The organism is Halobacterium sp. NMX12-1, assembly GCF_040435975.1.
GTDB lineage: Archaea > Halobacteriota > Halobacteria > Halobacteriales > Halobacteriaceae > Halobacterium > Halobacterium hubeiense.
This window is the reverse complement of the sequence record NZ_CP159204.1, coordinates 2,194,470-2,207,848: the sequence shown is the minus strand read 5'-3', so window position 1 is coordinate 2,207,848 and position 13,379 is coordinate 2,194,470. Positions and strand designations below refer to the sequence as shown.

The 13,379-nt window shown below is 69.4% G+C and carries 13 protein-coding genes; 9 read left to right on the top strand and 4 right to left on the bottom strand.

Annotated features, from left to right (window positions below):
- Positions 1 to 25 precede the first annotated feature (25 nt).
- From ABSL23_RS13385 to ABSL23_RS13355, 7 genes are all read left to right on the top strand, one after another.
- Positions 26 to 1,162 (top strand): extracellular solute-binding protein, encoded by a 1,137-nt coding sequence (locus ABSL23_RS13385; RefSeq protein WP_353634098.1) that lies wholly within the window; start codon positions 26 to 28, stop codon positions 1,160 to 1,162.
- Positions 1,162 to 2,067 carry an ABC transporter permease subunit gene (locus ABSL23_RS13380; RefSeq protein WP_353634097.1) on the top strand — a complete coding sequence of 302 codons (906 nt, stop codon included), beginning with the start codon at positions 1,162 to 1,164 and terminating at the stop codon, positions 2,065 to 2,067. The genes ABSL23_RS13385 and ABSL23_RS13380 overlap by 1 nt, the downstream gene beginning before the upstream one ends.
- Before the next feature lie 68 nt (positions 2,068 to 2,135).
- Entirely contained in the window at positions 2,136 to 2,963 is an 828-nt protein-coding gene (locus ABSL23_RS13375) for an ABC transporter permease subunit (protein ID WP_353635384.1), read from the top strand.
- A 2-nt stretch (positions 2,964 to 2,965) separates the two neighbouring features.
- Positions 2,966 to 3,715: an ABC transporter ATP-binding protein gene (locus tag ABSL23_RS13370; protein WP_353634096.1), complete on the top strand. Its 750-nt coding sequence runs from the start codon at positions 2,966 to 2,968 to the stop codon at positions 3,713 to 3,715.
- A 93-nt stretch (positions 3,716 to 3,808) separates the two neighbouring features.
- Positions 3,809 to 5,920, top strand: coding sequence for a formate dehydrogenase subunit alpha (gene fdhF / locus ABSL23_RS13365; RefSeq protein ID WP_353634095.1), 2,112 nt, complete (start codon positions 3,809 to 3,811; stop codon positions 5,918 to 5,920).
- Positions 5,921 to 6,015: 95 nt separating this feature from the next.
- On the top strand, positions 6,016 to 7,122 hold the full coding sequence (locus ABSL23_RS13360) for a substrate-binding domain-containing protein (RefSeq protein ID WP_353634094.1): 1,107 nt from the start codon (positions 6,016 to 6,018) through the stop codon (positions 7,120 to 7,122).
- A gap of 128 nt (positions 7,123 to 7,250) precedes the next feature.
- Positions 7,251 to 8,576 carry a hemolysin family protein gene (locus tag ABSL23_RS13355; RefSeq protein WP_353634093.1) on the top strand — a complete coding sequence of 442 codons (1,326 nt, stop codon included), beginning with the start codon at positions 7,251 to 7,253 and terminating at the stop codon, positions 8,574 to 8,576.
- Between the two features lie 65 nt (positions 8,577 to 8,641).
- Here ABSL23_RS13355 and ABSL23_RS13350 read toward each other — a convergent pair whose 3' ends face one another.
- Positions 8,642 to 10,960 (bottom strand): cation-translocating P-type ATPase, encoded by a 2,319-nt coding sequence (locus tag ABSL23_RS13350; RefSeq protein ID WP_353634092.1) that lies wholly within the window; start codon positions 10,958 to 10,960, stop codon positions 8,642 to 8,644.
- A gap of 179 nt (positions 10,961 to 11,139) precedes the next feature.
- Here ABSL23_RS13350 and ABSL23_RS13345 point away from each other — a divergent pair, with 179 nt between their 5' ends.
- Entirely contained in the window at positions 11,140 to 11,598 is a 459-nt protein-coding gene (locus tag ABSL23_RS13345) for a pyridoxamine 5'-phosphate oxidase family protein (protein WP_353634091.1), read from the top strand.
- Here the strand turns inward: ABSL23_RS13345 and ABSL23_RS13340 are convergent, their stop codons facing one another.
- Positions 11,599 to 11,877 (bottom strand): DUF2249 domain-containing protein, encoded by a 279-nt coding sequence (locus ABSL23_RS13340; protein WP_353634090.1) that lies wholly within the window; start codon positions 11,875 to 11,877, stop codon positions 11,599 to 11,601.
- Positions 11,878 to 11,973: 96 nt separating this feature from the next.
- Between ABSL23_RS13340 and ABSL23_RS13335 the strand changes: the two genes are divergently transcribed.
- Entirely contained in the window at positions 11,974 to 12,627 is a 654-nt protein-coding gene (locus tag ABSL23_RS13335) for a helix-turn-helix domain-containing protein (RefSeq protein WP_059057124.1), read from the top strand.
- Between the two features lie 3 nt (positions 12,628 to 12,630).
- Here ABSL23_RS13335 and ABSL23_RS13330 read toward each other — a convergent pair whose 3' ends face one another.
- Together ABSL23_RS13330 and ABSL23_RS13325 are read right to left on the bottom strand one after the other, a co-directional pair.
- On the bottom strand, positions 12,631 to 13,062 hold the full coding sequence (locus tag ABSL23_RS13330) for a PIN domain-containing protein (RefSeq protein WP_353634089.1): 432 nt from the start codon (positions 13,060 to 13,062) through the stop codon (positions 12,631 to 12,633).
- Positions 13,063 to 13,305: an AbrB/MazE/SpoVT family DNA-binding domain-containing protein gene (locus ABSL23_RS13325; protein ID WP_059057122.1), complete on the bottom strand. Its 243-nt coding sequence runs from the start codon at positions 13,303 to 13,305 to the stop codon at positions 13,063 to 13,065.
- Between the last annotated feature and the right edge of the window lie 74 nt (positions 13,306 to 13,379).

The following is a 13,379-nucleotide window of genomic DNA, read 5'->3' as shown; positions in this document are numbered from 1 at the left end:
AGGGGCGTCGGAGTTCGCCCAGACGATGCCCGACACACGTCGCAACGTGGTTCGCTCGCTGGGCGCGCTCGCGGCCGCCGGTCTCGCCGGCTGCGTCACCGAGAACGCCAGCAACGACGCGTCCGGCGGTGGCGGCTCGGACACCTACACCGTCGGCACCGGGGAGTACGAGACGACCGTCGAGGCGTCGGCGTTCCCCGAGACGCTCTACTTCTACTGCGTGCAGTCCGGCTGGATGAACTGGCCGTCGGTCATGGAGTCCTTCGAGGGCGAGTACGGCGTCGCGGTCAACGACGACGACCGCTCCTCCGGGGAGGCGCTGACGCACATGCGCTCCCACGAGAACAACATGACCCACTCGGGGTACAACGGCGGGTACACGTACGGCATCGTCGCCCGCAACGACGGCTTCACGCAGGCGTACAAGCCGCAGGGCTGGGAGCAGGTGCCCGACGCCCTGAAGACCGACGACCACCACGTCACCGCCACCCGGCGCGTCACCACCGCCGTCACCTACCGCAAGGACATCTACGAGGAGCGCGGCCTCGACGAGCCCGAGACGTGGGAGGACCTCCTCCACCCCGACATCACGCAGGACCTCGCGCTCCAGACGCCGCAGGCCGCCGTCGGGCTCGCCGCGGCGCTGTCCATCAACAACGCCCGCGGCGGCAGCATGGACGACCTCCAGCCCGTCATCGACTACTACGGGGAGATTCTGGACGGCGGCGCGGAGTTCACGGACAACTTCCTCGCGCAGTTCTCCCGCGGCGAGTACGCGACGTTCGTGCGCTACGACTACTCCGGGCTGGACCTCAAGTACAACAACGAGGAGGTCGCCGAGGAGAACGTCGGCGTCGCGCTGCTCGGCGGCGAGAACGGCAATCAGGGCGCGCTCAACATGCCCTACGGCTACGCGCTCCTCGAAGACGCGCCCAACCCCGAGGCCGCGAAGCTGTTCATGGACTACGTGCTCTCGCTGGAGGGCCAACAGCAGTTCCTCGACGCGTACGTCCGCCCGATTCGCGCCGACGAGCTCGAACTCCCCGACGAGTTCATCGACAGCGCCGAGTACGACCGCACGGAGTTCCAGGTGGACTACGGCGCGCTCGTCGACCAGCAGGAGTCCATCATCCAGGAGATAACGCGGGGCGCGGGGCTCTGATGTCCGTCGCGGGTCGGCTCGCCGACAGCGTGACCGTCCCGGGCTGGCTGCTCGCGCCGGTCACGGAGCGCGACCGCGAGCGCCGCCGCGTCATCGCGCTGTGCCTGCCGTTCGCCGCGCTCGCGGTCGTCGCGGGCGTCTACCCGCTCGCGGAGGTCGCGCGAATCAGCGTCTCCACGCAGACCTACGACTCGGTCGGGTTCACGCTCGCGGCCTACGAGACGCTGCTCACGGACCCCTACTACCGCGGCGTCGCGGTCAACACGCTGTGGTTCGCCGCCGCGACGACGGTGACGGCAGTCGGGCTCGCCGTCCCCATCGCACACGCCCTCGAAAGCTACGACCTGCCCGCCAGCGACCTGCTCGTGACGCTCGTGTCGTTCCCCATCAGCCTGCCGGGCATCGTCGCGGCGTTCATGGTGCTCGTGCTCGTCGGGAACTCCGGGCTCGCCACAAGCGTCGTCGCGGCGTTCTCGGCGGCCAGCCCGCTGGACCTCGCGTTCGGCACGACCACCGGCGGGCTGTTCCTCGCGTACCTCTACTCGATGATTCCGCGCGCCACGCTCATCCTCCGGGGCGCGTACGCGGAGGTCGACGACCGCCCCGCGGAGGCCGCCCAGAGCCTCGGCGCGACCCCGTTCCAGACGTTCCGGTACGTCACCTTCCCCGCGATTCGGCCCGCCATCACGGGCGCGCTCGTGCTCACGTTCCGCACCGCGCTGGCCATCTTCGGCACGCTGCTCGTGATTCAGAGCCTCGTCGTCTGGACGCTCCAGATTTCCCGGGAACTGGGGCCCGGCTTCAACCTCCGGGTGGCGGGCGCGATGGCGATGGCGTACTTCGTGTTCGCGTTCGCGTTCACCGCGCTCGCGCTCCGGTACACCGAAGCGGAGGTGGGGCTGTGAGCGCCGACGCGCCCGCCGAGCGCCGGGTCGCGCCCTCCCGGCGGTTCGGCCGCGCGGCCGTCGTCGCCGTGCTGGTGGCGACGCTGGCGTTCCTCATTCTCCCGGTCGTGTACACGTTCGTCGGGTCGTTCGCCACGCGGATGACCGGCGTCGTCCCCGAGGGACTGGGCACGCTGGACAACTGGCGGGTGGTGCTGGGGCTCGCGGACACCATCGGCTCCCAGCGCAGCATGGGGTGGACGACGCTGGTCGCGCTGCCGAACGGGCTGGGCATTCAGGTGCCCGCGGAGCTGGCGTTCAGCGTCGCGCTCGCGCTCGGCGGCGTCGCCATCAACCTCGTCGTCGGCGTCCCCATCGCGTACGCCGTCGCGCGCTACGACTTCCGCGGCAAGGAGTGGGTGGACGCGTTCTCCGTGCTGCCGCTCGTTCCGGGGGTCGTGCTCGGCGTCGCGTTCCTGCGCGCGTACCCGGACCTCTCGGCGACGAGCTTCGGCCTCGTCGTCGGCTACTCGCTCTTGAAGGCGCCGTTCATGGTGATGGCGGTGCGCAGCGAGTTCGAGTCGATGGACCTGCGGCGCATCGAGGAGAGCGCGCGGTCGCTGGGCGCGTCGTGGCCGCGGACGTTCCTCACGGTCGTCGTGCCGCAGGCGCGCTCGGGCATCCTCGCGGGCGCCATCGTCTGCTGGACGCTGGCGGCCGCGGAGTTCAACTTCTCGTACATCGTCTACGCGAAGGGCACCCAGCCGCTGGCGCTGTTCCTCCAGCGCCACATCTCGAACAGCGCGTTCCCGAAGGCCGCGGCCGCCGTGTCGCTGTTCTTCTGCATCGTCGTCGCGGTCACCGTGGCGCTCCAGCGGCTCGGGAACCGCGGTTTCGACGCTATCGGAGGCGACTGACTATGGCACGTGTAACACTCGACTCGGTGACGAAGGCGTACGGCGACACGACCGCGATAGACGACGTCTCCGTGACGGTACCGGACGGCGAGACGCTCGGCGTCGTCGGCCCCTCGGGCTGTGGGAAGACCACCACGCTGCGGACGGTCGCGGGCTTCGAGACGCCCGACGCGGGCGGCGTCTACTTCGACGACGGCGAGGTCACGCACGTCCCGCCGGAGAACCGCAACGTCGGGCTGGTGTTCCAGTCGTACGCGCTGTTCGAGCACATGACCGTCGCGGAGAACGTCGCGTTCGGCCCGCGGATGCACGGCGTCGAGCAGGAAGAGCGACAGCGCCGCGTCGACGAGCTGCTGGAACTGCTGGACATCGCGGAGCTGCGGGACCGCGACCCGGCGTCGCTGTCGGGCGGCCAACAGCAGCGCGTCGGCGTCGCCCGCGCGCTCGCCATCGAGCCCGAGATTCTCCTGCTGGACGAGCCGATGACCGGCCTCGACGCGAAGCTCAAGACCCGGCTGCGCTCGGAGCTGCGCGACCTCCTCGACCGGCTCGACGTCACCGCCCTCTACGTCACCCACGACCAAGCCGAGGCGATGGCGATGTGCGACCGCATCGCGGTGATGAACGGCGGCGCGCTCGAACAGGTCGGGCCGCCCGCGGAGGTCTACCACGAGCCCGCCACCGAGTTCGTCGCGGAGTTCGTCTCCGTGGACGCCGTCGACCTCGACTTCTTGGAGGCGCCCCGCGCCTGAGCGGTTCCCGCCGGCTCGGCATCGCGGAAAGATTCTTGTCCGCGCTTGCTAGATATTCGCACATGACGGGAGCACTCGCGGGGGCGATGTGTCGTGTCGACTGACGAATCCACGAAGACCATCTGCCCGTACTGCGGCGTGGGCTGTGGCATCAGCGTCCGGCAGGGCGACGAGCCGGGGGACGTGTCGTTCGCGCCGTGGGGCGAGGCGCCGGTCAACGAGGGCCGCGTCTGCATCAAGGGCGGCGCGGCTACGGAAGTCGTGGACCACGAGGACCGGCTGACCGAGCCACTGATTCGGGAGGACGGCGACCTCCGCGAGGCGACGTGGGACGAAGCCCTCTCGCTCGTGGTCGCCGAAATGGAGGACATTCGGGACGAGCACGGCCCGGACGGGATGGGCTTCTACGCGTCCTCGAAGACGATGAACGAGGAGAACTACCTCCTCCAGAAGCTCGCGCGGCGCTTCGGCACGAACAACGTGGACAACTGCACGCGGATGTGCCACGCCTCGACGGTGTACGCGCTCCGCGAGAGCCTCGGCGCGGGCGCGATGACCAACAGCATGGCCGACCTCCGCGACGAAGCGGACGTCTTCTGGATTCAGGGCGCCAATCCCGGTGAACAGCACCCAATCGCGAACAGCCAGTACTTCCGGCAGGCGGTGCTGGACGGCGCGACCGTGATTCAGGTGGACCCGCACGCGAACAAGACCACGGAGTCGTTCGAAATCGAGGAGTCGGACCGCCACATGCACCTCCAGCTAGAGCCGGGGACGGACATCCCGCTGCTGAACGCCGTCCTGAAGACGGTGCTGGACAACGGCTGGGTGGACGAGGAGTTCGTCGCCGAGCGCACGGAGGGCATCGAGGACCTCCGGGAGACCTTAGCGGACTTCGACAAGGCGGCCGCCGCCGAGGAGTGCGGCGTTCCCCTCGAAGACATCGAGCGCGCGGCGGAAGCGTACGCGACGGCGGACAACGCCGCCATCTTCACCGGGATGGGGATGAGCCAGCACGCCTGCGGCGTGGACAACGTCCAGAACGAGATCAACCTCGCGCTCGCCACCGGGAACCTCGGGCGGCCCGGCACGGGCGTGAACCCGCTCCGCGGGCAGAACAACGTGCAGGGCGCCAGCGACGTCGGCGCGATGCCGAACGTCCTCCCCGGGTACCAGCCCGTGGACGACGACGAAGCCCGCGAGGCCGTCGAGGACGTCTGGGGGTTCGAGATTCCCAGCGAGCCCGGCCTCACGAACGTCGAAATCACGCACAGCGTCGGCGACACCGTCCACGGCCTCTACGTCATGGGCGAGAACCCCGTGATGAGCGAGCCCAACGCCGACCGGGTGGCCGACCTCCTCGACGAGACGGAGTTCGTCGTCGTGCAGGACATCTTCCCGACGGAGACCGTCGAGTACGCGGACGTCGTGCTCCCGGCGACGACGTGGGCCGAGCGCGGCGGCACCGTCACGAACACGGACCGCCGCGTCCAGCGCATGCGCGGCGTCGAGAAGGTCCACGATGACACCCGCCACGACCTCGACATCCTCACCGAGGTCGGCACGCGGCTGTTCGGCGAGGACGCCGGCTTCGACTTCGACGGCCCCGAGGAAGTGTTCGAAGAGCTACGCGAGGTCTGTCCCATCTACCACGGGATGACCTACGACGCGCTCGGCGAGGAGGGCCTGCACTGGCCGTGCTACGAGCCCGGCGACGAGGGCGACCAGTTCCTCTACGCTGATTCGTTCGACACGCCCAGCGGCCGCGGGCAAATCGAGGGCGTGCGCCACCAGCCGCCCAGAGAGACGCCCGACGACGAGTACCCCCTGATTCTGACGACCGCGCGCCTCGAAGAGCACTACAACACGGGGACGATGAGCCGGCGCTCGGCGACGCTCTCCCGCCAGCACCCCGAGAACTTCGTGGACGTCCACCCCGCCGACGCCGAGCGGTACGGCGTCGCGGACGGCGACAGCGTGACGCTCCGGTCGCGGCGCGGCGAAATCACGCTCCGCGCGAACGTCACGGAGGCCATCAAGGAGGGCGTGGTGTGGACGACGCCGCACTTCGCGGACGCCTCCGCGAACGTGCTGACGAACGACGTGCTCGACGAGCGCGCGAAGATTCCCGAGTACAAGGCCGCCGCCGTCGACGTGACGCTCGCGGACAGCGGCGCGGACCCGGACGCGCCCGCCGACGACTGATTGCCACACGCGCTCCGTTCGGCGGTGGAACGAACGGCTGCCGAGCGTTTCAATCGGGACACAGATTCAATACCGCTCGGTCGGTACCCGCTCACGTGCCCTCCAGTGATGCAAATTCGTCCTCGGACCGCGCCCGGACGCCCCGCGGGCTCGTAGCCGCCGGCACCTCGTTCCTCGGCGCGCTAGCGGGCTGTTCGTCACTCGGCAGCGGGTCGCGTACGAACTCCTCGTCGGAAGCCGACGGACGGCCCGGCACCGCGACGACACCATCGGCTACCGGGAACGACCAGTCGAGCGCCGAGCTACTGACGGTCCAGACGTCCGGGACGCTCGCAGACGCCGTCCAGCGCGGCGCGGGCCTGTGGAACGCGAACCCGGAACCGACGTCCGACCGGCTCGTCTGGGCCCAGTTGGGAGCGCAGCCGTCGTTCGACGACCGCCTAGCCGACCACTTCGCCGCGGCCGCTGAACTGTCCCGCTCGGGCGAGCGAGCCGACCCGCCGTTCCGCGTGGCGACCGGACTCGCAGCCCTGGAGGAGTCCGGCGGGGCGCTCGCCGACGGAACCGTTGACGCGGCGGGGCTCGGCTCACCTTGGTACGACGCGGAACCGACGGAGTACGTCGGCGGTCGGGCAGACGCCGTCGTTCGCCACCCCGTCGGTCGGGACGGGTGGGTGTTCGTCGTCTCGCCGGCGCTCGCCGAGGCGGGCATCGAGTCTCTCTCCGTCGACCAGCTCCGTCGCGTGTTCGCCGGCGACGTCACCTCGTGGCGGGCGTTCGGCGGTCCCGACGCCGAACCGTTCGTCTTCCTCGGTCCCGACGTCTCCGGCGACTGGGACCCCGCGTACGAGGCGTTCCTCCTCGCCGGCGACACCGTCCCCGAACTCGACTACCGGGCCGGACAGGCGAGCCAGCTAGTGACAGTCGCGGCCGAACGGGACGACGCGCTCGGGGTCGTTCCGGCCTCGGGCGTCGGGCTGGCGCGCGCTCGCGGCGTGCCGACGCTGGACGTAGTCGTCGACGGCGAGCGCGCGGACATCTACGACGCGGACTACCCCACGGTAGACGACGTCCACCTGTACACTGTCGGGGAGACGGACGCTCGCGAACGGGCGTTCCTCGACCTCCTGTCTTCCCCGTTCGGCCAGCGAGCGCTCGTCCGTCGGGACTTGCTCCCGCTGGACTCGTCTGCGGGATGGTGAGGTCGGGGCGCGGACCCGGACGCGCCCGCCGACGACTAACGGCCAGCACGGCCTTTTTTGTGACTGCCGGGCGGACGGTCTGGTATGGCTTTCTGTCGAGAGACTGACTCGCGGAGCGGGGAATACTGATGGCGGAGCTCGGTATCTCCGTCGCGAAGTTCCTCTTCGCGCTGTTCCTCGTGGTGTTGAACGGGTTCTTCGTCGCCGCGGAGTTCGCCTTCGTGCGGGTCCGCGCGACGTCGGTCGAGCAACTCGCCGAGGAGGGGCGAGCCGGCGCCGGCGCGCTCCAGGACGTGATGACGGACCTCGACAACTACCTCGCGGTCACGCAACTCGGAATCACGCTCGCCTCACTCGGGCTGGGGTGGGCCGGCGAACCCGCCGTCGCGGCGCTCATCGAACCAGTTCTGGGGTCGCTGCTCCCAGCGACGCTCGTCCACCTCGTCGCGGTGGCAATCGGCTTCTCGGTCATCACGTTCCTGCACGTCGTCTTCGGCGAACTCGCGCCGAAGACGTTCGCCATCGCGCAGACCGAGCGGTTCTCGCTGTACCTCGCGCCGCCGATGAAGTTCTTCTACTACCTCTTCTACCCGGGCATCGTCGTCTTCAACGGCGCGGCGAACCGGTTCACCCACATGCTCGGCGTCCCGCCGGCCTCCGAGTCCGACGAGACGCTCGGTGAGCGCGAAATCCGGCGAGTGCTGGCGCAGTCCGGCGAAGAGGGCGACGTCGACGTCGCGGAAGTCGCGATGATAGAGCGCGTCTTCGAGCTCGACGACACCGCCGTCCGCGAGGTCATGGTCCCGCAGCCGGACGTGGTGAGCGTGCCCGCGGACGCCACGCTGTCGGACCTCCGCGAGACGGTCTTCGAGGCGGGGCACACCCGCTACCCCGTCGTCGAGGCCGACGACCCCACCCAAGTAATCGGCTTCGTGGACGTCAAAGACGTGCTTCGAGCGAGCGAGCGCGACGACGGGACGACGGCCGGCGACATCGCGCGCGACGTCCTCGTGGTGCCCGAAACCACGACCATCAACGACCTGCTGGTGCAGTTCCGCTCGGAACACCAGCAGATGGCCGCGGTCATCGACGAGTGGGGCGCCTTCGAGGGAATCGCGACCGTCGAGGACGTCGTCGAAGCCGTCGTCGGCGACCTCCGCGACGGGTTCGACGTCGACGACCGCGAGCCGTCGATTCGGCGCCGCGAGGACGGCAGCTACGACATCGACGGCGGCGTCTCGCTGGCCGACGTCAACGACGTGCTCGGCGCGGAGTTCGAACACGCGGCCGTCGAGACGGTCGCCGGATTGGTCCTCGACCGGCTCGACCGAGGCCCGGAAGTCGGCGACAGCGTCGCGGTGGACGGCTACGAGTTCGAGGTGACGAGCGTCGAGGGGTCGCGAATCGCCACGCTCCGAATCTCCGAACCGGACACCGACGAGACGGGCGGGTAGCGCGGCCGCTACTTTTCTGTCAGCACCTCCAGTACCCCGTCGAAGACGGCGAAGACGCGAGGGAGCTACTCGCTCCCGTCCGCGTCGAGTTCGGGTTTCACGCGCGAGAGCCGCATCGCGTTCCCGGTGACGGCGGTGGTCATCCCGGCGTCGCCGACGAGCACGGCGACCCAGATGGGGACGAAGCCGAGCGGGACGCCCGCGGCGAGAACTGCTTTCGCGGCGAGACTCGACCAGACGTTCTGCCTGATGACGCCGTTCGTGCGGCCCGAGAGGTCGTAGAGGTACGGGAGGCGCGTGAGGTCGTCGCCCATCAGCGCGATGTCCGCGGTTTCGAGGGCGGTGTCCGTGCCCGCTGCGCCCATCGCGACGCCGACGGTGGCGGTGGCGAGGGCGGGCGCGTCGTTGACGCCGTCCCCGACCATCGCGACCGCCTCGTACTCGTCGGTGAGGTCCTCGACGGCCTTGACTTTCTGCTCGGGGAGCAGTTCCGCGCGGAACTCGTCGACGCCGACCTGCTCGGCGATGGCGCCGGCAGTCCGCTCGTTGTCCCCGGTGAGCATCACGGTGTGCTCGACGCCGAGGTCGCGGAGGCGCTGGACGGCGGCCTTCGCCTCGGGGCGGACCTCGTCGGCGACCGCGATGACGCCCTCCAGTTCGTCGTCCGTACCGACGAGGACGACCGTCTTCCCCTCGCTCTGGAGTTCGGGCACGAGGTCTTCGAGGAGGTCCACGCAGTCGTTGCGCTCGCAGAGGTCGCGGGTCTTCTGCGTGACGACGCCGCCGTCGGTGGCGGCGTGGACGTGCGAGAGGTCGAACCCGAGGTCCGCGAAGTAGCCGGGTTTGCCCGCGTAGTGGGTGGTGCCGTCGAGGTCCGCGCGCACGCCCTTCCCGGTGACGCTCTCGAACTCCGAGACCGCGCGGCCCTCGATGCCGCGGTCGTCGGCGTGCTCGACGATGGCGTCCCCGATGGGATGCTCGCTGCGGGATTCGAGGCCGCGCGCGCACCGCAGCACGTCCTCGTCGGTGTTGTCGCCCAGCGGCACGACGTCGGTGACGGTGAGTTCGCCCTTCGTGAGCGTCCCCGTCTTGTCGAACGCGACGGCTTCGACGGCGCCCATCGCTTCGAGGTGGTTGCCGCCCTTCACGAGCACGCCGTTCTTCGCGGCGCTCGTGACGCCCGAGACCACCGAGACGGGCGTGGAGATGACGAACGCACAGGGACAGGCGAGCACGAACAGCGTGAGCCCGCGGAGAATCCACGTCGGCCACGACGCGCCGAACAGCAGCGGCGGGACGACGCCGACGAGGATGCCGGCGCCGACGACAGCGGGCGTGTAGTAGGCGGCGAAGCGCTCGACGAACTGCTCGCGCTCGGTCTGGTTGGCCTGCGCGTCCTCGACCATCTCGACGATGCGCGAGAGCGTGTTCTCCGTGGCCTCCGCCGTGACCTGCACTTCGAGGTAGCCCGCCTCGTTGATGGTGCCCGCGTACACGTCGTCGCCGTCGGTCTTGTCCACGGGGACGCTCTCGCCCGTAATCGGGGCCTGATTGACCGCGCTCTCGCCCTCGACGACCACGCCGTCCATCGGAATCTTCTCGCCGGGCCGGACGACCACGCGGTCGCCGACGCGGACGTCCTCGACGGGGATGGTGACTTCCTCGCCGTCACGCAGGACTGTCGCTTCGTCCGGGGAGAGCTCCATCAGCTCTTCGAGGGAGCTGCGCGCGCGGTCCATCGAGTACGACTCTAAGAGTTCGGAGACGCTGAACAGGACTGCGAGCGTCGCCGCCTCGAAGTAGAGGCGCTCGCCGAACGCGACGCTGGCGGCGACGGCGCCGAGGATGGCGACGGACATCAGCAGGTCGATGTCCAGATTCAGGCTCTTCAGCGAGTAGTAGCCGCCGCGGACGATGGGCTGGCCCGCGATGAGGATGCCCCCGAGGAACGCGGCGTCCGAGAGCAACACGTCGCTGCCGAGCAGTTCCGCGACCGCGGCGTTCGAGCCGGGGAGCAGGAACTCCAGGAGGAAGCCCGCGGCGACGAGGACGCCGCTGGCCCACGTCTTCAGCGCGCGCGGACTCGTCCACACCGAATCCGGTTCGGCGGCCTCGGTGCGCTCGCCCTCGCTCTCGCCGGACCGGCCGGTCACCTCGTAGCCAGCGGCCTCGACGGCCGCGACCAGTTCGGCTTCGTCGGCCTCGCCGGGGTCGTAGGTGACGACGACGCGGCCGGTCGTCGGCTGTGTATCGAAGGACTGGACGCCGGCGACGCCTTCGAGGGCGTGCTCGACTTTGCCGGCGCAGGAGGGACAGTCCATGTCGGGGACCGACAGCCGGGCGGTCAGGGTGGCGGGTTCGCCGCCGGGGGAGTCGTCGGTCATGTTAGCTGGAGCTACGAGACGACCAGTTATTAATTCGGCTGTTATTCTTCCGGCGGTAGATAGGAGATTGTAATAAACGAGAGCGGTCGAGTTGTTAATTCGTCCGTCGGGAGCGATTCCCGAACTGTTGGAACGACGGTGGCGGTTAAGCGTGGTCTCCGACAAGCGGCCACCGCTAGATGTCTCACCAGCCTTCTCCCGACGGCTTCGCCCCCGAGCGAGAGGTGCGGATGAGCGCCGACGACGTCGCCGCGTTCCTGGAGTCGTGCGGCGACGGCGTACTCACGATACACGCCGACGACGCCCAGTCGTTCCCGGTCTCGTTCGGCTACGACCCGGACACCGACCGCTGCGTGTTCCAGTTGCTCTCCGCGCCGGAGAGCGCGAAGCGCAGCCTCGACGCGGAGACGCCGGCGACTCTCGTCGCGTACGACATCGGCTCGCCCGACGACTGGTCGAGCGTCGTCGTCGACGGCGTCCTCGCCGAGATTCCGACGCCGGAGCCGGACGACCGGCGGCGCTACGCCGAGCAGGCGACGCCCATCGGGATGAGCGTCTTCGACGCCGACCCGCGGGTCCTGGACGCGACGTGGTACGAACTCCGCCCGACGGACGCGACCGGGCGGCGGAGCCCGTAGTCAGCCGTCGGCGTCCCAGACGCCCGTGACGACCGCGTCGTCGGCCTCGACGGTGGCGTACTCGTAGCCGCGGTCGTCGAGCTTGGGGTAGAGGTGCTGGGGGGCGCGGTCGTTGACCTGCACGAGCACCACGTCGTCGGCGAGGTCCGGCAGCGTCTCCAGCGTCTCGACGAGCGGGTCCGGCGGCCCCAGCTCGCGGACGTCGAGCAGTTCGCGCTCGCGGTCCAGCGGCACGCCCGTCTCCGAGAGGTGCGCGTGCCAGTCGGTCGTCGTGGCCATGTCTGTATCGTCGCGCCCCGCCGCCCCCAGCGTTCCCCCGAACAAGTTCGGGAATACTTCTTGAGGCTGGGGGGCAGTATGAACGAACATCTTCGCATGGCACGAGCACAACTCTCCATCGACCTGCCCGACTCGGTGTGGATCTCTCAGGTGTCCACACGCTACCCCGACACGCTGTTCCGCGTCCTCGCGGCGTTCCCCGACGACGACGAGGGCGTCGCGCTGCTGGAACTCACCGGTCCCGACGTTGTCGACGTCCTCAAGGAGATGCACGACGCCGACGGCGTCGAGGACATGGAGCCGCTCGAACGCGACGACGACTCCGTGCTCGTCGAGTTCGAGACCAGCGAGCCGCTGTTGCTGTTGACGCTCCAGGAGGCCGGGCTCCCGCTGGAGCCGCCGCTCGAAGTGTCCAACGGCACCGCCACGCTGGAAGTCGTTGCGCCCCACGCGAAGCTCTCCGCGCTGCGCGACCAACTGGACGCCTTCGGGATGGACTTCGAGGTCGGCTACCTCTACGAGTCGGGGGACTCCGAGCGCCTGCTGACGCCGCGCCAGCAGGAGCTGCTGGGCGCCGCCATCGAGGCCGGCTACTACGACACGCCCCGCGAGTGCACGCTCACCGACCTCGCGGAGGAACTGGACACCGCCAAGTCCACGCTCAGCGAGACGCTGCACCGCGCCGAGGAGACGGCGATAAAACAGTTCGCGAGCAACCTCCCGCGGTTCGCCGACAAGGACCTAGCCTGACTGCTACGGTCCGTACGGGTCGGTCGCGGTGTCGAGCCGGTAGACGTCGCCGGCGCGGTCGAAGTCGTCGTCGAACGCGTACAGGTAGCCCAGTCCCTCGGTCTGCATGTAGGCGACGATGCACGCGTCGACGAACGAGAACGAGGCGTGCTCGCGGAACAGGGCTTTCCCTCTCGCGAGTGCGTCACCGGTCAGCGACGCGACGTGGAATCGCGGGTTCGTCTCGATGCGGTCCATGAAGTCCACCGCGGCTTCCTGCCCGGCGTTGGTCGTCAGCCCGTTCAGCGTCTCCGCGAGGACGAACTCCGGAACGACGCCCTCCGGGAGCGTGCCGTCGTCGACGCCGCGGAGAATCGGCAGCGCGTCGTCGTGTCTCGCGTCCCGGCGGTAGGCCGCGGCGTACAGGACTGACGTGTCGAGGACGGCCCGCGGCATCTACTCGACGCCCCACGCGTCGTGTGCCGTCGTGCCGTCCGTCTCCGCGTCGCCGTCGTAGCCGTCGAAGTCCGCGAACGTGCCGGCGTCCTGCTGGACGACTTCCACGCGGACCGCACCGTCCTCGACAGTCCAACGGAGCCGGTCGCCGTCGTCGATGTCGAGTTTCCGGCGGATGCGCGCGGGGATGTTCGCCTGATTCCCCGACACCTTGCTCTCGGCGTCGGTGTAGTCGCTGCTCATACGAGTCGGTACGGCGCCCACTCGCAAAAGCCTAGTGTGCGCCCACACTACCCGAAGGGCCGAACACGTTCGGG